The organism is Ruegeria sp. AM4 (assembly GCF_056540665.1).
In genome coordinates, this window is sequence record NZ_JBQFXD010000009.1 from 67,291 (window position 1) to 87,337 (window position 20,047).

The window sequence follows — 20,047 nt, forward strand, 5'->3', positions numbered from 1 at the left end:
GGAAACGACATTTAAGATGCCCAAAGCGAAGATCACCAAAGAAGAGGCGCTGGCCTTTCACCTCGACCCCACCCCCGGCAAGTGGGAGGTGCAGGCCACCGTTCCCATGACCACCCAGCGCGATCTGTCGCTGGCCTATAGCCCTGGTGTTGCTGTTCCATGTGAAGCCATCGCCGAAGCGCCCGAGACGGCGTATGATTATACCAACAAGGGCAATCTGGTGGCGGTGATCTCGAACGGGACCGCCGTTCTGGGTCTTGGAAATCTTGGTGCTCTGGGCTCGAAACCGGTGATGGAGGGGAAATCAGTCCTGTTCAAGCGCTTTGCCGATGTGAACTCGATCGATATCGAACTGGACACCGAAGACCCGGATGAATTCTGTCGTGCCGTGCGGCTGATGGGGCCGACATTTGGCGGCATCAACCTCGAAGACATCAAGGCGCCCGAGTGTTTCATCATCGAACAGCGCCTGAAGGAAGAAATGGATATCCCCGTCTTCCACGACGACCAGCATGGGACGGCGGTGATCTGCGCAGCAGGACTGATCAATGCGCTGCACATTTCAGGCAAGAAGATCGAGGATGTGAAGATCGTCCTGAATGGTGCCGGAGCTGCGGGCATCGCTTGCATTGAACTGCTCAAGGCGATGGGTGCAAAGCATGAAAATTGCATCGTCTGCGACACCAAGGGTGTGATCTATCAGGGCCGGACTGACGGGATGAACCAGTGGAAATCGGCCCACGCCATCACCACAGACCTGCGCACGTTGGAAGACGCCATGAAAGGCGCGGATGTGTTCCTGGGCGTGTCGGTCAAGGGCGCGGTCACCCAGGACATGGTCGCCAGCATGGCCGACAATCCGGTGATCTTTGCGATGGCGAACCCTGACCCCGAGATTACCCCAGAAGAGGCGCATGAGGTGCGCGTTGATGCCATCGTTGCAACCGGGCGAAGCGATTATCCCAATCAGGTCAACAACGTACTGGGTTTCCCCTATCTGTTCCGAGGCGCTTTGGACATCCACGCCCGCGCCATCAATGACGAGATGAAGATCGCCTGCGCCCATGCGCTGGCCCGTCTGGCGCGCGAGGATGTGCCGGATGAAGTCGCCATGGCCTATGGCAAGTCACTGACCTTTGGTCGTGACTACATCATTCCCACACCGTTTGACCCGCGCCTGATCCACCGGATTCCGCCTGCGGTCGCCAAGGCTGGCATGGATACAGGTGCAGCCCGCCGTCCGATCATCGATATGGACGCCTATGAGCTGAGCCTGAAATCCCGCATGGACCCGACCGCCAGCATTCTGCGGGGGTTGAACGCCCGCGCGCGCCAGGCTCAAAGCCGCATGATCTTTGCCGAAGGTGATGACCCCCGGGTATTGCGCGCGGCGGTGATGTATCAGCGTTCGGGCTTTGGCAAAGCTCTGGTTGTCGGGCGTCCTGATGAGGTCAAACAAAAGCTGGAGGAGGCCGGGCTTGGCGATGCGGTGCGCGAACTGGATGTGGTGAACGCTGCCAACACAATGCATTTGGATGCTTACAAGGATTTCCTCTATCAGCGGCTGCAGCGTAAAGGCTTTGATCGCAAGGACATCCACCGTCTGGCGGCGCGGGATCGGCACGTATTCTCGTCCCTGATGTTGGCGCACGGGCATGGCGATGGTCTGGTGACAGGGGCGACCCGCAAATCGGCGCATGTTCTGGACCGGATCAACCACGTGTTTGACGCAGATGCGACGCATGGCGCTGCAGGTGTGACCGCGCTGCTGCATAAAGGTCGGATTGTGCTGATCGGAGATACTCTGGTCCATGAATGGCCGGATGAGAACGATCTGGCCAATATCGCCGAACGTTCGGCAGCCGTGGCGCGTCACATGGGGCTTGAACCTCGCGTAGCATTTGTCAGTTTCTCGACCTTTGGTTACCCGGTATCCGAACGGGCAGAGAAAATGCACCGCGCACCGGCGGTTCTGGATCAGCGTGGCGTTGACTTTGAATACGAAGGTGAAATGACCGTGGACGTGGCCCTGAACATGGATCAGCAAGCCGCATACCCGTTCCAGCGCCTGACCGGGCCCGCAAACATTCTGATCGTACCGGCGCGGCACTCGGCGTCGATCTCGACCAAGTTGATGCAGGAAATGGGAGGGGCCACCGTGATTGGACCGATCCTGTCCGGTGTCGACAAACCGATTCAGATCTGTTCGACCAACGCGACCGCAAATGACATCCTGAACATGGCCATATTGGCCTCTTGCGATATTGGGTAAACGATGACCATCTGGAACCTCGGCTCGATCAATGCGGATATGATCTATGACTTGCCGCACCTGCCGGGGCCGGGGGAAACCCTGGCTGCGCGCCGGTTGGACCGGTTTCTGGGTGGCAAGGGTGCGAATATGTCTGTCGCGGCGGCACGTGCTGGCGCGCAGGTGGCCCATATCGGTGCGGTGGGCCCCGAGGGTGACTGGGCCCGCGACAGGTTAACCGAATACGGGGTGGATACGCGCCATATTGCGCAGGTGGATGTTCCCACCGGCCACGCCATCATCGCGGTGGATGCTGAGGGCGAAAACAACATAATCCTGTACCAGGGCGCCAATCACGCAATCACCGAAGATCAATTGGGACAGGCTTTGTCAGCCGCCGCATCTGGTGATCTGTTGGTGATGCAGAATGAAACCAATGCTCAGGTTCATGCCGCAGAGTTGGGTCGCAAGCTGGGCCTCAAGGTCTGCTATGCCGCAGCCCCGTTTCAGGCCGAGGCGGTCGAGGCTGTACTTCCCCATCTGGACTTCCTGATCCTGAACGAGATTGAGGCGGAACAGTTGCAGCAGGCAACAGGTATTGCCCTTGATGCTTTGCCCGTTGACGATGTTGTCGTCACCCTTGGCGCAAAAGGCGCGCGGTACTTCCAGCGCGGCCACGATCCGGTCGACTTTGCCGCCCACAAAGTTGATCCCGTCGACACCACCGGAGCAGGCGATACCTTTACCGGCTATGTGCTGGCCGGGATGGATCACGGGATGCCAATGGCGCAGGCGATTTCACAAGCGATGCGTGCCGCGGCCCTGATGGTTACGCGGCACGGAACGGCCGATGTCATTCCCGACCTGAAAGAAGTGCGCGAGGCACGGCTGGATTAGGATCCGGCGAAGGGTGCGCTCGTGCCCCAAAGCTGCTTGACGCGTGCGTCACGACCGCAGGCTTTGCGATAGGCCTTATAAGCATTTTTCTGACGCTTAGGGCCGAACCGGGTCAGAACCAGCTTGTCGCCTTTGTAGTAATCCTGATGGTACGACTCGGCCGGGTAGAACGTGCTTGCCTGCAGGATGGGCGTAACAACTTTCTGCCCAAGTGCTTTTTGTGCATCTGTTTTGGCGGCTTGCGCAGCGGCCTTTTCGCCTGAATTAGAGACAAAAATCGCAGTTCTGTAGCTCTCTCCGCGGTCGCAGAACTGACCGCCCGCATCAGTGGGATCAACGGATCGGAAAAACATGTTCAACAGGGTTTCTCGGCTAACCCGGGCCGGGTCAAAGGTGATCTGGACCGCTTCATAATGTCCGCTGCCACCGCTGGACACCTGATCATAAGACGGGTTGGCCGACGTGCCGCCGGTGTAACCAGAAACGGCCCCGATCACACCGGGAACGGATTCAAAATCGGATTCTACGCACCAGAAACAACCACCGGCCACGGTCAGCGTTTCAGCACCGGCCGCCGGGGCAGGCAGCGCGCGCAGGGTTGCGACAAGGGCAATCAGAGCGAACAGCAGCGCGGGTTTGAGATCGGCAAAATGGGCAGTCCGGGTCATGGCGAGTCTCCTTCGACACTCAGGCTGCCGTGTGTTTCCGGGTCATGCAATCCGTTGTCATCGTTGGTCACGGGCTGGTGAAACGAATTTATCCCAGAAGCTGCCCGAGTTTCATCGCCACCCCCATATTGCCCGAGATTTTCAGCTTGCCTAAAGCAACGCCAGTCATCGGGTTCAGCTTGCCGGTCAACAGCTTGGTCAGATTGTCACGCGAGATACGGATGGTGCAGTCGGTATCGCGGTCAACAGTGGTGGCGGAGTTGTCGGCCAAAACGATAACGCCCTCGTCACCACAATCGAATTTGAGCGTTCCGTCGAAGGTCTTGCCCACAAGATTTTTCTGAATGTCGCCGGCTATGGTGCTGAGTGTCATTTGGGTCCTCCTGTCGGGGGACCCTTAAGCAGCGCGTCATAGGCGGACAAGGGCGTATTTCTAGTGACCTTGGGTCAGATCTTGCAGGTTGTTCTGCCGATCGCTGAAACCTGGATGGGTGCTGAACCAGTCATCCTCGTGATCGCCATATTCTTCGGCCATAAGGTCAAAGAACTCGCCCAACCCATCGGGGTCAAACCCGGCGCGATCCGCAAGGGCGACGCCAAAGCGGTCGGCAGCCAGTTCGTGCTGGCGCGAATAGGACAGTGACAGGATCAGATTGCCTTCCAGTAACACGTCTTCCAGAATCGGTCCGGTATCGCCCGCAAGCAGGCTGATCAGAACGAACCCACCGACCGAGCGGTAGATCTGGTGCAGCCCGTGCTGTTCGGCCACATGACCAATTTCGTGCCCGATAACACCCGCTACTGCATCCCTTGAGGCAACCTTGACCAGGTCGTCCGTTATCACAATCGTCCCGTTTGGCAGGGCCAATGCATTTGGGCCCATGCCTGGCAGGTGCCGGAACTCCAGCTTGTAGACATGTCGCTCGGCCTCGGGACCCAGCGCCGCCAGAATTTGGTCGAAACTAGCCCGAACCTCGTCCCGTTTGTCGGTGGGCAGGGCGCTGGGCTCGGCGATAAGGGTATCGATGGTCTGCAACGCGCTGCTGTCTATCGCTGCTGTCAGGGTGGGCGGTGTCATCCACACCGCCAACGAAACCAAAACGGTCAGTCCGTATTTCCAGACACCCCAGATGCCGACAATACAAGCCAGAGTTACAACGATCAGCCGGGGATGAAGCCGCTCGAACCCATGCAGGATCGAGCCGCTGGTATCCCCGATCACATGCTCGAGCGCGTCGTGGTTGTTGGTCAGGAACAGGGTTCCGTCCGGAAAGATCACGCGCCGTTCGGTTTTGCCAACACGAGGCTCGATCTTCAATTCGTCCGGGTTCGAACGGGCCATGACCCGTTCGTTTCCGTCAATCAGCCAGGCCGTATTGGTACCGATGGCAAAACGCACCGGCACCTCGCGCGAGCTGAGCGGAGGATAGGCGCGCCCGGTGACGGACGTGCCGATGTCTTTGGGCGCTGGTGCCACGTCAGACCGCGAGGCCGATATCGAAACCCTCAATATCGCCGTAAGCATCGCCAATGGCGCTGACATTCGCAGTCACATCGTCGATGAACTCATCCAGCGGCCCGCCTGGGATGAACGTGGTGTGGCTGGCCAGATAGCGCACCCGGCGCACATGTGCCCAGGGCAGCATCAGGCCAAGTGTCATGACGACGACGACAAAGTTTGAAACAGAAATCCAAAGCATCCGCAGCGGTGAGACATCCGAATAGAACCGATGATTGTCGCCCAGAACCGTGTAGTTGTAGACGACGTTCCGAACCATAGTGTGATATATGATTGCGGCCGGGATCAGGATCAGAAACATGGCTCCGTAGATCGAGAATATCGTGACTACAGCCATGATGTTCTCTGGATTGTCCTCAATAGCCCGAAAGGCTTCTAGCACGCCGGTGCCGTTCCCAGCGAAACTGATCGCAAGAATCGCGGCGAAAAGAACCCAGACAAAGGCGGCCAACAACGCCTTGTAAAATGGTCCGACCGGCGCGTCGAAAAACATCGGTGTCTTTCCGAATGTGTGGCCATTCACGTGAAACCGCTGAACCGCGCGGGTGACAAACGGCCATGTGGTGTAAAGCGTCAGGGCCGCGATGATCGGGTAGAGGAAATAGTTCATGGCCGCATTCCCGGTTGTTCCATGAAATACAAATCGCACGTTCGACCAGCTGGACATCCGCGCATTGAACCGCAGCGACCGGACCAGCAGATATGGGATCAAGCCCAGCAGGCCCAGCAGCATAAGCAGGTTCAGCAACGGAATGACGGCCAGAACCGAATAGGCGATGATCCCTGCCACCACGATCAGGCGGCCGATCAGAATCTGTTTTCCGGTTGCGTGGTAATCAAAGCTGCGTCCAGCGACATAGGTGTTCTGATAGAAGTATTTCTTGGTCCGGACCTTTGCCCAGGCGCTGTAAATGCCCAGTGTCACGATCGACAGCAACAGGTTGACGATCCAGATTCCGAAAAATTCACCGGCTGACCCCCGGAACTCGAAATCTGTCGGGATGCCTTGTTGCGCTTCTGTCTGCATGGATGCCTCAATTGGATTGATCAAAAAAAGGCCGACCCGCGCTTGGGACGGCCCTTTATCGGTGATCAATCAACCGGGCATTATTTAGGCAAAGTTGCGTCGCATCAATGAACTGCAACTTTACCTTGAGTTACTTGACCCGTTTGTCGCGCGCCGCCAGCAGCTTCAGGCGTAACGCGTTCAACTGGATAAAGCCCGCCGCATCCGTTTGGTCATAGGCGCCGGCGTCTTCCTCGAACGTCACATGTGCCTCAGAATAGAGCGAGTGATCCGACCAACGGCCCACGGTCGAGGCCAGACCTTTGTACAGCTTCACGCGCACCGTGCCGGTGACATGTTCCTGAGACTTGTCGATTGCCGCCTGCAGCATTTCCCGCTCGGGCGAGTACCAGAAGCCGTTATAGATCAGCTCGGCATATTGCGGCATCAGCTGGTCTTTCAGATGCATCGCGCCGCGGTCCATGGTGATGGATTCGATGCCACGGTGTGCTTCCAGCAGGATGGTACCGCCGGGAGTTTCGTAGATGCCGCGCGACTTCATGCCAACGAACCGGCCTTCGACCAGATCGAGGCGACCGATACCGTGCTTGCCGCCATATTCGTTCAACTTGGTCAGGATGGTCGCGGGGCTCATCGCCTCGCCATTGATGCTGACGGCGTCACCTTTTTCAAAGCCAATTTCGATGAACTCGGGCTCATTCGGCGCATCCTCGGGGTGGACGGTGCGCTGGTAGACATAATCCGGCGCCATATCGGCAGGGTCTTCCAGAACTTTGCCCTCGGACGAGGTGTGCAGCAGGTTGGCATCGACCGAGAACGGCGCCTCACCGCGTTTGTCCTTGGCAATCGGGATCTGGTTCGCCTCGGCAAATTCCAACAGTTTGGTGCGGCTGGTCAAATCCCACTCGCGCCATGGGGCGATCACCTTGATGTCGGGGTTCAGAGCGTAAGCGGCCAGTTCAAACCGGACCTGATCGTTGCCCTTGCCGGTCGCGCCGTGGGCCACGGCATCGGCACCGGTCGCCTCAGCGATCTCTACCAGACGTTTCGAGATCAGCGGGCGCGCAATGGACGTGCCCAGCAGATACAGCCCCTCATACTGCGCATTGGCGCGGAACATCGGGAAAACGAAATCGCGAACGAATTCCTCGCGGATGTCCTCGATATAGATGTTCTCGGGCTTGATCCCAAGCAGTTCAGCCTTCTTGCGGGCGGGCTCAAGCTCTTCGCCCTGACCCAGATCGGCGGTGAAGGTCACGACCTCACAACCATACTCGGTCTGCAGCCATTTCAGAATGATCGAGGTATCAAGGCCACCGGAATAGGCCAGAACAACTTTCTTGGGCGCGGACATCTGACTTCCCTTTATGCGTAGAACGACTGGCCCCTAACGGGTTTTGGACGTGGGGGCAAGCTGTGTGGATTGACGCAGGTCAGGAATTGGGGTGAAACGGGCGGATAGAGAACAAGGATTGGTTGAGAGGGCGGGTTTCGTGCTGGGATTGGAGATTTTCGTGCATTCGGTGAAGATGGTTCTTAGGAATCTGACGCAGGCTTTGCAAATATCTGTCGTACCTGCGTTTATTGGCGGCGCGTTGGTGGTTGGTCTGTTCTTTCTGTTCGGTATCCCGCTTGAAGAATTCAACAGCGAAACCACCGGGTTCCCGGAAGGTGTGACTGCCGGATCATTCACCGGATTTCTGCTGAGCATCGTGGTGGTTGTTTTTGGAGTCATGCTTTGGATCGTCGTCTCTTGGCACCGCTTTGTCCTGCTGGAGGAGTATCCAACCGGGCTGGTCCCACCTTTCAGATTTGACCGGGTTCTCGCCTATTTTGGGCGTCTTCTGATGCTGTTCCTGTTGGCTTTTGTCATTATGATTCCGGCAGCGCTGATCATGAGTATGTTGGCGCAATCCTCGGCTGTACTAGGGAGCATTTTCTGGGTCGGTTTGGTCATCGTTTTGACCCTGGCGTTTTATCGCGCATCACCGATATTGCCTGGCGCTGCGATTGGTAAGTCAGTAAAGCTTTCCGAGGCGTGGCAGGCCACATCGGGTGCAAGTGGCGCAATCGCGCTGCTGGTTGTCTTGTCTGTGATGTTCCAAATTCTTCTTCAGTTGCTGGCTTCCATATTGCTTTTCATCCCGATCATCGGTGTATTGATCGTTCTGTTCGCGAGTATGGTGATCGTTCCGCTGATAAACGTCAGCATTCTGACAACAATCTATGGCGTATTCATCGAAAAGCGCGAACTCAGCTGACCCGTACACATATGTATTCCTTGCCCTTTTGCTCAGGATAAGCCACTGACACGGTCATGAGTAATTTCATGACCCGCGCCCGCGCAGCCGAACAGGCGATGCGCTCAGTCTTTCCGGCAACGCCGTTGCAGCGGAATGCCCATTTGTCCGACCGTTACGGGGCCGATATCTGGCTCAAGCGCGAGGATCTCAGCCCGGTGCGCTCGTATAAGATCCGGGGCGCGTTCAATGCCATGCGTAAGCAGCAAGGTCAGGATTTGTTCGTCTGCGCCAGCGCGGGCAACCACGCGCAGGGCGTGGCCTATATGTGCAAGCATCTGGATGTGAAGGGTGTGATCTTCATGCCGGTCACGACGCCGCAGCAGAAGATTCAGAAGACGCGGATTTTTGGCGGCGAGAATGTCGAGATTCATCTGACCGGCGACTATTTCGATGACACTCTGGCTGCCGCACAGAAATGGTGCGCTGAACAGGGCGGGTATTTCCTGTCGCCTTTCGACGACGATGACGTGATCGAGGGGCAAGCCTCGTTGGCGGCCGAGATCGAAGAACAGTTGGGCCGCGTGCCGGATCATGTGGTGCTGCCGGTTGGCGGCGGTGGCATGTCCTCGGGCGTGGCGACCTGGTTCGGGGACCGGACCCACTGTCTGTTTGTCGAACCTTCGGGCGGGGCCTGCCTGCGCGCCGCTTTGGCGGCTGGGCATCCGGTGGCTCTGGATCACGTGGATACCTTTGTTGATGGGGCTGCCGTGGGCCGGATCGGTGAGAAACCGTTCGAATTGCTGAAAACGCGCCACCTGTCGGACGTCTTGACCCTGTCCGAAGATCGCATCTGCGCCACGATGATCGAGATGCTGAATGTCGAGGGCATCGTTCTTGAACCCGCCGGCGCCCTGGCCGTCGAGGCCATTGGTGATGTGCAGAGCTTTATCCGTGGCAAGACGGTCGTTTGTGTCACCTCGGGCGGCAATTTTGATTTCGAGCGCCTTCCCGAAGTCAAGGAACGCGCGCAGCGCTATTCTGGCGTGAAGAAGTATTTCATCCTGCGCCTGCCGCAGCGCCCCGGTGCGCTGAAAGAGTTCCTGAATATCCTCGGCCCCGAAGACGACATTGCCCGGTTCGAATACATGAAGAAATCAGCGCGCAATTTCGGCTCGGTCCTGATCGGGATCGAAACCCGCAAACCCGAGAATTTCATACGCCTGTTCGCCCATCTGGATGAGACTGGTTTCACCTACACGGACATCACCGAAGATGAGACGCTGGCGCAATTCGTAATCTAGGCCGTGTCAGTCCAGATTTTGCGTTAGCCCGGCATCGAAGACAGCCTTGGACTGATCAAAGCTGGCGATGATTCCGGGGATATCAACTTCCTTGCCAGCGCCCTCGGCGGCGCGACGTTCTCCGTCCTGACACAGCTTGGAAAACCGATCGAATCCCAGGCTCAACGCGCTGCCTTTCAGAAAGTGCAGGTTCTGTTCCATCTGGGTATCGCTGGTTTCCCGCGGCAACCGGGTCAGGACCTCTTGCACCTCATCCAGAAATATCTGCAAGACCTCGTCGAATTCTTCCGCGCCCACTTCGTGCCGCAACTGTTTGACCCTTGGCCAGTCAATCATGGCCCGCCTCCGCCTTGATGCGCGATGGGTCATTGTTATGCCAGCCCGCGTAAACAGCCGGTTAAGCGGAATGCAATCGGGCTTTCATCCGATGTTAAGCGACCCGCACCTAGTCTGGCGGCATTGCGGCCGATCGGGATAGTCAGAGTGTCACAAAGCAGCCAAGCCGAAACCAGGGTTGATCCCGATTTCGGCGCAATTCAGAAGGTACTGATCGTCGATGACAGCCGCCTGCAGCGTCGCATTCTGGTGGCGTCGCTCAAGAAATGGGGCTTCGAGGTGCTTGAGGCCGACAGCGGCGAGGATGCGATTGCAATCTGCAAGGCCGAACCGCCCGATCTGGTTCTCAGCGACTGGGTCATGCCGGGAATGAGCGGGCTTGAATTCTGCCAGGCGTTTCGGGCGCTGGACACGGACCAATACAGCTATTTCATCCTGTTGACGTCCAAGAGCGAAAAGCAGGAAGTCGCGCGCGGTCTGGACGCCGGGGCAGATGATTTTCTGATCAAACCGCTTGAGGCGGACGAGCTGCGTGCACGTATCGCCGCCGGCGCGCGGATCCTGCTTATGCAGCGTGAGTTGTCCGAAAAGAATCGGATGATCGAATCCGCCCTGGCCGAGCTGCGGGTGGTGCATGACGCCATCGACAAGGATCTGATGCAGGCGCGCAAGATCCAGGAATCACTGGTGCCCGAGCTGAAAAAGACGTTCGGAAAGTCGCAGGTCAGCCTGTTGCTGAAACCCTGCGGTCATATCGGTGGCGATCTGGTTGGCATGTTCTCGCCCGGGGTAAACCGGCTGGGGTTTTACAGCATCGATGTGTCGGGCCACGGGATCACCTCGGCGATGATGACGGCCCGGTTGGGTGGGTACCTGTCCAGCAAACATTTCGACCAGAACCTCGCCATGGAGCGGCGGTTCAACAAATTCTACGCCTTGCTGCCCCCGGCCGAGGTTGCCGCGCAGCTGAATTCGCGCCTGATGGCCGACACAGGTGTCGAGGAATATTTTACCATGGTCTACGCCATCGTGGATTTGCGCAACGGCCATATGAAAATGGTACAAGCCGGACATCCGCACCCTCTGGTGTTGCGCCGGGACGGTCGCACCGAGTTTCTGGGAGAGGGCGGCCTGCCGATCGGTCTGTTACCGGACGTGCAGTTTCAGCAAACCGAGACCTATCTGGAGCCGGGGGACCGACTGCTTTTGTATTCGGACGGGTTCACGGAATGCCGCTTGACCGATGGATCGTTCCTTGACGAAGACGGCCTGCGGGACATGGCCGTGGACTGCGCATCGGGCACGCGGGACGGGTCCGAGTTTCTGGACGATCTGTTCTGGCGTCTGTCTCAGGCGATGTCGCCCAAAGGCGCTATGGATGACGATGTGTCCGCCGTATTCTTCGAATACAACGGCACTTAGCAGCCTTGCAGGTACCGCATGGCGAAATGACGGTCTCCGGAATTGCCGAGCATCTGCGCGGCGTCGCAGGCATCCATCCACAGCGCTTCGTGAAACGGCTCGGACGGGGCGCTGAGCCAACGGACCGGCCGGGCCTGATAAATCAGGCAGATTTTCTCGGCCCAAAGATCGTATTCGGGCATATAGGCGAATCGGCGGAATGCTCCGACACGGCGGGGTGTGGCGATCAGCCAGCCGGTTTCCTCGAACACTTCGCGATGCAGCGCGGTGATCGGCGATTCCCCGGGATCAATCCCTCCGCCGGGCAATTGCAGATCAGGGCCGGGTTCCATCTGACAAGTGAGTAGCAGACGATGGCCCTGCGGCAACAGGGCGTAAGCTCCGGCGCGGCGCGTATATGTCTGTCCCGGAACAGGGCTTTCCCCAAAACGCCTGATCATGTATGGCCCCTTTCAACCCGGATTGTTCGACCTATATGGTGGCGGTATGCCAACCTGTGGCGTGTAAGGAAACCCCATGTCTCTTGGAACGAAAATCGCGTGGGACGACACCGTCCTGCCCTTTCAACTGGATGTATCGGACATGCGTGGCCGCGTGGCCCGCTTGGACGGTGTGCTGGACGGCATCCTCAAGCAACACGACTATCCCGAGAAGGTCGAGGCGCTTGTGGCCGAGATGGCTCTGCTAACTGCATTGATCGGCCAGACCATTTCGCTGCGCTGGAAACTGTCCCTGCAGGTTCAGTCCAAAGGTGCGGTGCGGATGATCGCGACCGATTACTATGCGCCGCAAGAAGACGGGCAGCCCGCAAAGATTCGCGCCTATGCCAGCTTTGACCGCGACCGCCTGACCGACGCCGCCCCCTTTGATCAGGTGGGCGAGGGGTATTTTGCGATCATGATCGATCAGGGCGAGGGCACCCAGCCATATCAGGGGATCACGCCGCTGGCCGGTGGTTCGCTCAGCGCCTGTGCGGAGGCCTACTTTGCGCAGTCCGAGCAATTGCCGACCCGGTTCTCGCTGAGTTTCGGCAAATCGACCGAACCCGGTGTGGGTGAGCACTGGCGCGCTGGTGGCGTCATGCTGCAACACATGCCCAAAGCCTCGCCCTTTGCGGCGTCGGGAGAAGGGTCTGGCGAGATTCTGACCGCCGCTGATCTGGTCGACGGCGAAGAAGGCGAAAACTGGGGTCGCGTGAATATCCTTTTGGATACGGTGGATGATCTGGAACTGATCGGGCCTTCGATCGCGCCCACAGATCTGCTGGTGCGTCTGTTTCACGAGGAACAGCCCCGCGTTTACGATGCGCAATCGGTGCAGTTCGGCTGCACCTGTTCCGAGGAACGCGTGCGGCAAAGCCTGTCGATCTATTCCGCGCAGGACATCGCCAAGATGACCACCGTGGAGGGCACTGTCACGGCAGACTGCCAGTTCTGTGGCGCGCATTATGTGCTGGACCCCAGCACCGTCGGGTTCGAGGCTGAAGATACGGACAGTGCCTGATACGGTTTCGGTTCTGACGGCGGCATTGAACCGCCCGGGCGATGGGTCAAGCGATTTTGACCTCAACCCCAAGGTGGTTCTGCCCGCAGGGCGCAAGCTGCGCCCTGCCGGTGTTCTTGTCCCGATCCAGCTGACCGGCGCGACGCCGCAGCTTGTTCTGACCAAACGGTCTTCGGCCTTGAAACACCATCCGGGCCAGATCGCCTTTCCCGGCGGCAAACAGGACGAGGGCGACGCGGATGTTTCCGCCACGGCGTTGAGGGAAGCGCAGGAAGAGATCGGCCTGCCTCTCGAGATGCCCCAAATTCTCGGCCATCTGCCGACGCATGAAACCGTCACCTCATTCTCGGTGACACCTGTTCTTGCGGTGTTGGACCACCCCTTCGATCCTGTCCCAGAACCGGGCGAAGTCGACGAGGTCTTTTCCGTCCCGCTTGCACATGTTCTGAACCCGGCGAATTATGTGGTCGAGTCGCGCCGGTGGCGTGGCGAAAGGCGTTACTATTATGCTGTTCCGTACGGTCCCTATTACATTTGGGGCGCAACGGCGCGAATTCTGCGGGGGCTGGCCGCACGGGTAAGGGAATGACACGGATCACCGAAGACTGGATCGGCAAACCCGCCACGCAGGACGTTTGCACCGCGCTGATGACTGCGGGCGCGCAAGCTTTGTTCGTCGGTGGTTGCGTGCGCAACGCGCTGTTGGGCGCCCCTGTGTCAGATATCGATATCGCTACGGATGCGCACCCGGATCGGGTCATTTCTCTGGCCGAGGATGCGGGGCTGAAGGCGATTCCAACCGGGATCGACCATGGGACGATCACAGTGGTCAGTGATGGCATCCCGCACGAGGTCACCACCTTCCGCCGTGATGTTGAAACCGACGGCCGCCGAGCGGTTGTCGCCTTTTCCCATCGGGTCGAAGAGGATGCCGCCCGCCGCGATTTCACGATGAACGCGCTTTATGCCCGCGCGGACGGCGAGATTCTGGACCCGCTGGGCGGTCTGCCGGATTTGCAAGCGCGGCGGGTCCGCTTTATCGGGTCAGCCGAGGACCGTATTCGCGAAGACTATCTGCGCTCGCTGAGGTATTTCCGTTTTCACGCCTGGTATGGCGAAGCCGAGGCGGGGTTCGATGCGGATGCGCTGTCAGCTATTGCATCGCAACTGGACGGGTTGACCGGGTTGTCACGCGAACGGGTTGGGGCCGAGCTGATAAAGCTGCTGGGTGCCCCCGATCCCGCGCCAGCTGTCGCAGCAATGCGGCAGGCCGGGGTTTTGGCGCAAATCCTGCCGGGCGCGGATGACCGGGCTTTGGCCGTCCTGGTCAAGCTCGAAGGTGACGCAGGCGCCGCCCCCGACCCGGTGCGCCGCTTGGCCGCCATCGCTCCACCCGAGGTGGCCGTGACCCTACGCCTGAGCCGGGCACAAATGCAGCGTCTTACGCGGATGCGCGACGAGGCTGCCGGAACAGCGAATATCGCCGAACTGGGCTTTCGCTACGGGGCCGAGGGCGGATTGCACGAGACGTTGCTGCGATGTGCCTTTCTGGAACAGCCGTGGTCGCCTCAGATGGCCAAGTCACTGAAAACCGGCGCCGCTGCGCGGTTTCCGATCAAGGCGCAGGATCTGATCCCCGAATTCACCGGTCCGGCGCTGGGCAGGAAACTGGCCGAACTTGAGGCGCGTTGGATCGCGTCGGATTTTTCGCTGACGCGCGACGAATTGCTGGCGGAATAAGTCGAAGTCTCAAAAGGGGATGACAAAGCTGATTTTTTATGGCTAGTCTGCGCCTGTCACATGGATGGAGGAATGCGAATGTATTACGGGATCTGGTTCGGCTAAAGCCAGGGCACTTTCCCCGTAAAGGGTGGTGTTTTGGCGCCATTCTTCTTCGCATGTCTATTTTCCGCTCAATCGGAGCAAACTCCATGTTTCGCTATTTCGAAAACCTCGTTGACCCATTTGTCGCCTATCGTGAAACCGATACGCCGCCGACACAACTGTGGCCATTCATGCTGGATTACTCCCGTCCGTTCTTTCGGGTGTTCTTCTGGGCGGGGCTCATTTCCATCGTGGTCGCGGCTGTCGAGGTTGGCCTGATCTACTATATGGGCCGTGTCGTTGACCTGCTGACCGGCCCTCCGGCCGAGGTTTGGCAGGCGCATGGCACCGAGTTGCTGTGGGTTGCCGCGTTTGTTCTGTTGCTACGCCCCTTGCTGCACATCGTGGACGTGCTGCTGCTGAACAATACAATTCTGCCGAACTTCGGCACGCTGATCCGCTGGCGGGCGCATAAACATGTGCTGCGTCAATCGGTTGGCTGGTTCGAAAACGACTTTGCCGGGCGGATTGCCAACCGGATCATGCAGACACCGCCGGCGGCGGGCGAGGCCGTGTTTCAGGTGTTTGACGCGATCTCGTTCTCGATTGCCTATATGATCGGCGCGGCGATCCTGCTGATGGCGGCGGACCCGCGTCTGCTGTTGCCGTTGCTGATCTGGTTTGCGCTCTATGGGCTGTTGGTGCGGTGGACCGTGCAGCGTGTCGGGCCAGCCTCGCAGGCGGCTTCTGACGCGCGCAGCGCGGTAACAGGCCGGGTTGTGGACAGCTATACCAACATTCATTCTGTCAAAATGTTCGCTCACGCCGAGCAAGAGCTGGACTATGCCCGTGAGGCGATCGAGGAGACCCGGCGCACGTTTCAGGTTGAAATGCGGATTTTCACGATCATGGATGCGGCCCTGGTCAGCTTGAATGGCCTTCTGATCGTCGGCGTGGTCGGCTGGGCGATTGTTCTGTGGATGCAGGGCAGCGCCTCGGTCGGTGTGGTCGCTGCTGCGACGGCGCTGACGCTGCGCCTGAATGCCATGACCGGGTGGATCATGTGGGCGCTTACCAGCTTCTTCCGCGAGCTTGGCGTGGTCGCCGAGGGGATGCAAACGATTGCCCAACCGATCGACCTGCTGGATGCCCCTGCCTCCAAACCCCTGCAACTTGGTGAGGGCCGTATCGAAATTCGCGATCTGTCGCATCACTATGGGCGAAAGACCGGTGGGCTGGATCATATCGATATGACCATTCACCCCGGCGAAAAGATTGGCCTGATCGGGCGTTCGGGGGCCGGAAAATCGACACTGGTTAAGCTGCTTTTGCGGTTCTACGACGTCGAACAGGGCGCGATCTTGATCGATGGTCAGAACATCGACAGCGTCACGCAGGACAGTTTGCGCAGCTGTATCGGTATGGTTCAGCAGGACAGCGCGTTGTTGCACCGCTCGGTCCGCGACAACATCCTGTACGGGCGTCCGGATGCCACCGAAGAGCAGATGATCGCCGCCGCCAAACAGGCCGAGGCGCATGAATTCATCCTTGACCTGCAAGACCCGCAGGGCCGCACCGGGTACGACGCGCATGTCGGTGAACGGGGCGTCAAGCTGAGCGGTGGTCAGCGGCAGCGGGTCACGCTGGCGCGGGTCATTCTGAAGGATGCGCCGATCCTGCTCTTGGATGAGGCGACGTCTGCGCTAGACTCCGAAGTCGAAGCTTCGATTCAGGAGACGCTCTACGGCATGATGCAGGGCAAGACCGTTATCGCCATCGCTCACCGTCTGAGCACCATCGCGCAGATGGATCGTATCCTCGTGATGGATAGCGGTCGCATCGTCGAGGAAGGGGCACATGCAGACCTTTTGGCACAGGGCGGCCTATACGCGCAGTTCTGGGCGCGGCAATCAGGTGGCTTCATGAATCCGGAGGCCGCTGAATGAGACTTGCCGATCTGATCCAACCTTTCAGATCCACCGAAACGCCCCCGCCGCAAACGCTGGGGGCGTTTATCCTCTGGTGCCTGTCGGGGGCGTGGCCGATGCTGTTTGCAGCGGCATGTTTTTCAGCCATTGCCGGTGCGATGGAAGCAGGCACCGCCTGGATTTTGGGCCGCGTGATCGACATCGCCACAGCCAGCGGGCCCGAGCATTTCCTGACCGTCAGCAACCTTTGGAAGATTCTGGGTGCGGTCGCTTTTTTCATGCTGCTGCGCCCGCTCTTGTTCGGGCTGTCCTCGGTATCGAACAACTATATCGTCATGCCCAATATCCCGCCGCTGGTGTTGGCCAAGTTGAACCGCTGGACCATGGGTCAGTCGGTGACATATTTCGACGACGATTTTGCCGGGCGGATCGCACAAAAGCAGATGCAAACTTCAAGCGCGATGACGCAGGTTGTGTCCGAGACGATCAGCGCGATCGTTTTTGCTCTGGCCTCGCTAGCCGGATCATTGCTTTTGTTAGGGTCTATTCACCCTCTGGTGATGTTGCCTTTCGCTGCCTGGCTTGTCGTATATTTCCTTCTGGTGCGGTGGTATCTGCCGCGTATCAGGCTGCGCTCGGCCGCGCGCGCGGGGGCGCGGGCGATGGTCACGGGGCAGGTGGTGGATACGATCACCAATATCAAGACGGTCAAGCTGTTTGCGCATTCTGCGTTCGAGGATCAGGCGGCCCGGAATTCAATGGTCGAGCTGCGCGAAAGGTCGCTGGACTTTGGCAAGCTGTCGGCCAGTTTCCGGTTCATCCTGATGACCCTGGCCGGTGTCCTGCCGGTGCTGCTGCTGGGCGCGACCCTGTTGCTGTGGCAGGCTGGGAGCGCGACCGCGGGCGATATTGTGGCCGCCGGAGCCGTTGCTGTTCGTATCTCGCAGATGACCGGCTGGGTCAGTTTCACGCTGATGGGGCTTTACGCCAATGTGGGCGAGATCGAAAACGGCATGAAGACGTTGACCAGACGCGACCGCGTCGAAGATGCGCCGGGCGCGCCAGACCTGACCGTACCCGACGGAGGAATCGCGTTTCAGAATGTCAGCTTCGCATACGGGCGGGATGTTGGCGGCGTGGCCGATCTGACTCTGACGATACAACCGGGCGAAAAGCTGGGCATTGTCGGCGCGTCCGGGGCGGGAAAATCGACGCTCGTTTCGCTGCTATTGCGGCTCTATGACAGGGAAAAAGGCGCAATCTTGATTGATGGTCAGGATGTGGCCGCGGTCTCGCAGGACAGTCTGCGCGCGCAGATCGGCATGGTCACGCAGGAAACCGCGATGTTCAACCGCTCGGCGCGGGACAATATCCTATACGGAAACCCGAACGCGACTGAGGAAGAAATGATCGCCGCCGCCCACAAGGCCGAGGCGCATGAATTCATCACCGACTTGCAAGACGCGCACGGGCGCAAGGGGTATGACGCGCATCTGGGCGAGCGCGGCGTCAAGCTGAGCGGCGGTCAGCGGCAGCGCATAGCTTTGGCACGCGCGATCCTCAAGGACGCGCCGATACTGGTGCTGGACGAGGCGACCTCGGCGCTGGATTCCGAAGTTGAGGCGGCGATTCAGACAGCGCTGCATCGGGTGATGGAAGGCAAGACGGTGCTGGCCATCGCACACCGATTGTCGACGCTCAGTGAGATGGACCGGATCATCGTTCTGGAACAGGGGCGGATCGTCGAGAATGGCCCGCATAACGAATTGCTGGCACAAAACGGGCTATATGCCCGGTTCTGGCACCGCCAGTCCGGTGGTTTCATTCAAACCGAGGCTGCCGAATAAGGGTTTTGTTACTGCGCCCGGCCCGTTATCAGGCCAGCCATGACGCAGGACATCACCATTCTTCGCCTCGGCCACCAAGGCGACGGCATTGCCGACGGACCCATCTATGCGCCCCGAACCCTGCCGGGTGAAGTGGTCGGTGGCACGGTTGTCGGCAACTTGTTGACCGAAATTCGGGTTCAAACGCCCTCGGATCATCGGGTCACAGCACCGTGCCGACACTACAAGGCCTGCGGCGGCTGCCAGTTGCAGCATGCCTCGGACGAGTTTGTCGCGAACTGGAAGGTCGGGGTGGTGCGGACCGCGCTGTCGGCACAAGGGCTTGATGCGCCCATGCGTCTGATCCACACCTCACCCACCAAGTCGCGCCGCCGTGCCACGATTGCGGTGCGGCGCACCAAAAAGGGCACATTGGCCGGGTTTCACGGGCGCGCGTCCGATACGATCACCGAGATCCCGGATTGCCATCTTCTGCACCCTGCTTTGATTGATGCGATCCCCGTGGCCGAGGCGCTGGCCCTGCTGGGCGGCAGCCGCAAGGGCGTTTTGGCCGTAACATTGACCCTGTCCGAGACCGGGCTGGATGTGTCGGTCAAAGGCGGCAAGCCTTTGGACGGACCTCTGGAACTGGCATTGGCCCAGGCCACCGAGCAATACGGGCTGGCGCGGCTGACTTGGGACCGAGAGGTTATCGCCATGCGTCACGCTCCGCTACAGCAGTTCGGACCCGCAAAAGTCACCCCGCCGCCGGGCGCGTTCTTGCAGGCCACAAAGGACGGTGAACAGGCTCTAACACAGGCTGTTTTGGAGATCGTCCAGGGTTGTAAACAGGTCGTTGATCTGTTTGCAGGCAGCGGCACGTTCTCACTGCCGCTGGCGCAGTCCGCCGAGGTACACGCTGTTGAGGGCGAAGCCGAGATGACGCAGGCGCTGGATCAGGGCTGGCGCATGGCGCAGGGGTTGAAGCGGGTGACGACCGAGGCCCGCGACCTGTTCCGCCGTCCGTTGATGCCGGATGAACTCAAACGCTTTGATGCGGTGGTGTTGGACCCGCCACGTGCCGGGGCCGAGGCGCAGGTGACAGAGCTTGCCCAGGCCAAACCGCCAGTCATCGCATATGTCTCGTGCAATCCGGTCACTTTCGCGCGAGACGCGAAAATGCTGATTAACGCAGGCTATACCCTTGAATGGGTACAGGTGGTTGACCAATTTCGGTGGTCGTCGCACACGGAACTGGCAGCCAGTTTCCGGCTGGCGAAAAAACAATGATCGAACGGGAAG

The 20,047-nt window shown here is 59.2% G+C and carries 18 protein-coding genes; 11 read left to right on the forward strand and 7 right to left on the reverse strand.

The window, feature by feature from the left end; translation table 11 throughout:
• Positions 1-16 precede the first annotated feature (16 nt).
• On the forward strand, positions 17-2,272 hold the full coding sequence (locus tag ACR0JA_RS16340) for an NADP-dependent malic enzyme (protein ID WP_480577121.1): 2,256 nt from the start codon (positions 17-19) through the stop codon (positions 2,270-2,272).
• A 3-nt stretch (positions 2,273-2,275) separates the two neighbouring features.
• Positions 2,276-3,148 carry a ribokinase gene (locus ACR0JA_RS16345; RefSeq protein ID WP_480577124.1) on the forward strand — a complete coding sequence of 291 codons (873 nt, stop codon included), beginning with the start codon at positions 2,276-2,278 and terminating at the stop codon, positions 3,146-3,148.
• Here the strand turns inward: ACR0JA_RS16345 and msrA are convergent.
• From msrA to ACR0JA_RS16370, 5 genes are all read right to left on the reverse strand, one after another.
• Positions 3,145-3,816 carry a peptide-methionine (S)-S-oxide reductase MsrA gene (msrA, locus tag ACR0JA_RS16350; RefSeq protein ID WP_480577127.1) on the reverse strand — a complete coding sequence of 224 codons (672 nt, stop codon included), beginning with the start codon at positions 3,814-3,816 and terminating at the stop codon, positions 3,145-3,147. The two genes, ACR0JA_RS16345 and msrA, sit on opposite strands and share 4 nt — an antisense overlap.
• A gap of 88 nt (positions 3,817-3,904) precedes the next feature.
• The gene (locus ACR0JA_RS16355; protein WP_480577130.1) at positions 3,905-4,189 is read right to left on the reverse strand and encodes an SCP2 sterol-binding domain-containing protein; all 285 of its coding nucleotides are present in this window, start codon (positions 4,187-4,189) and stop codon (positions 3,905-3,907) included.
• A gap of 60 nt (positions 4,190-4,249) precedes the next feature.
• A complete protein-coding gene (locus tag ACR0JA_RS16360; RefSeq protein WP_480577134.1) occupies positions 4,250-5,359 on the reverse strand; it encodes a M48 family metallopeptidase in 1,110 nt (369 codons plus the stop codon).
• A complete protein-coding gene (locus tag ACR0JA_RS16365; protein WP_480577136.1) occupies positions 5,295-6,362 on the reverse strand; it encodes a YjgN family protein in 1,068 nt (355 codons plus the stop codon). The genes ACR0JA_RS16360 and ACR0JA_RS16365 overlap by 65 nt, the downstream gene beginning before the upstream one ends.
• 130 nt (positions 6,363-6,492) lie before the next feature.
• Complete coding sequence (locus tag ACR0JA_RS16370; protein WP_480577139.1) at positions 6,493-7,716, reverse strand: argininosuccinate synthase; 1,224 nt, start codon at positions 7,714-7,716, stop codon at positions 6,493-6,495.
• Between the two features lie 160 nt (positions 7,717-7,876).
• On the opposite strand from ACR0JA_RS16370, the gene ACR0JA_RS16375 reads away from it, so the two are divergent.
• Positions 7,877-8,623 carry a hypothetical protein gene (locus tag ACR0JA_RS16375; protein ID WP_480577142.1) on the forward strand — a complete coding sequence of 249 codons (747 nt, stop codon included), beginning with the start codon at positions 7,877-7,879 and terminating at the stop codon, positions 8,621-8,623.
• A gap of 56 nt (positions 8,624-8,679) precedes the next feature.
• Positions 8,680-9,906: a threonine ammonia-lyase IlvA gene (gene ilvA / locus ACR0JA_RS16380; protein ID WP_480577145.1), complete on the forward strand. Its 1,227-nt coding sequence runs from the start codon at positions 8,680-8,682 to the stop codon at positions 9,904-9,906.
• 6 nt (positions 9,907-9,912) lie between these two features.
• On the opposite strand, the gene ACR0JA_RS16385 is transcribed toward ilvA, so the two are convergent.
• Positions 9,913-10,242 (reverse strand): Hpt domain-containing protein, encoded by a 330-nt coding sequence (locus ACR0JA_RS16385; protein WP_480577148.1) that lies wholly within the window; start codon positions 10,240-10,242, stop codon positions 9,913-9,915.
• A gap of 147 nt (positions 10,243-10,389) precedes the next feature.
• Between ACR0JA_RS16385 and ACR0JA_RS16390 the strand changes: the two genes are divergently transcribed.
• Positions 10,390-11,664 (forward strand): PP2C family protein-serine/threonine phosphatase, encoded by a 1,275-nt coding sequence (locus ACR0JA_RS16390; protein WP_480577151.1) that lies wholly within the window; start codon positions 10,390-10,392, stop codon positions 11,662-11,664.
• Here the strand turns inward: ACR0JA_RS16390 and ACR0JA_RS16395 are convergent.
• On the reverse strand, positions 11,661-12,104 hold the full coding sequence (locus ACR0JA_RS16395) for an NUDIX hydrolase (RefSeq protein ID WP_480577154.1): 444 nt from the start codon (positions 12,102-12,104) through the stop codon (positions 11,661-11,663). The genes ACR0JA_RS16390 and ACR0JA_RS16395 overlap by 4 nt on opposite strands.
• A gap of 76 nt (positions 12,105-12,180) precedes the next feature.
• Between ACR0JA_RS16395 and hslO the strand changes: the two genes are divergently transcribed.
• The 6 genes from hslO (at position 12,181) to ACR0JA_RS16425 (ending at position 20,035) form a co-directional block, all read left to right on the forward strand.
• Positions 12,181-13,167, forward strand: coding sequence for an Hsp33 family molecular chaperone HslO (gene hslO, locus ACR0JA_RS16400; protein WP_480577157.1), 987 nt, complete (start codon positions 12,181-12,183; stop codon positions 13,165-13,167).
• Positions 13,112-13,756, forward strand: coding sequence for a CoA pyrophosphatase (locus tag ACR0JA_RS16405; RefSeq protein WP_480577160.1), 645 nt, complete (start codon positions 13,112-13,114; stop codon positions 13,754-13,756). Before hslO ends, ACR0JA_RS16405 begins: the two co-directional genes overlap by 56 nt.
• Positions 13,753-14,907, forward strand: a complete 1,155-nt coding sequence (locus tag ACR0JA_RS16410; RefSeq protein ID WP_480577163.1) for a CCA tRNA nucleotidyltransferase — start codon at positions 13,753-13,755, stop codon at positions 14,905-14,907. Before ACR0JA_RS16405 ends, ACR0JA_RS16410 begins: the two co-directional genes overlap by 4 nt.
• Positions 14,908-15,098: 191 nt before the next feature.
• On the forward strand, positions 15,099-16,937 hold the full coding sequence (locus ACR0JA_RS16415) for an ABC transporter ATP-binding protein (protein WP_480577167.1): 1,839 nt from the start codon (positions 15,099-15,101) through the stop codon (positions 16,935-16,937).
• Positions 16,934-18,766 carry an ABC transporter ATP-binding protein gene (locus ACR0JA_RS16420; protein WP_480577170.1) on the forward strand — a complete coding sequence of 611 codons (1,833 nt, stop codon included), beginning with the start codon at positions 16,934-16,936 and terminating at the stop codon, positions 18,764-18,766. The genes ACR0JA_RS16415 and ACR0JA_RS16420 overlap by 4 nt, the downstream gene beginning before the upstream one ends.
• 39 nt (positions 18,767-18,805) lie before the next feature.
• On the forward strand, positions 18,806-20,035 hold the full coding sequence (locus ACR0JA_RS16425) for a class I SAM-dependent RNA methyltransferase (RefSeq protein ID WP_480577173.1): 1,230 nt from the start codon (positions 18,806-18,808) through the stop codon (positions 20,033-20,035).
• Positions 20,036-20,047: the final 12 nt, after the last annotated feature.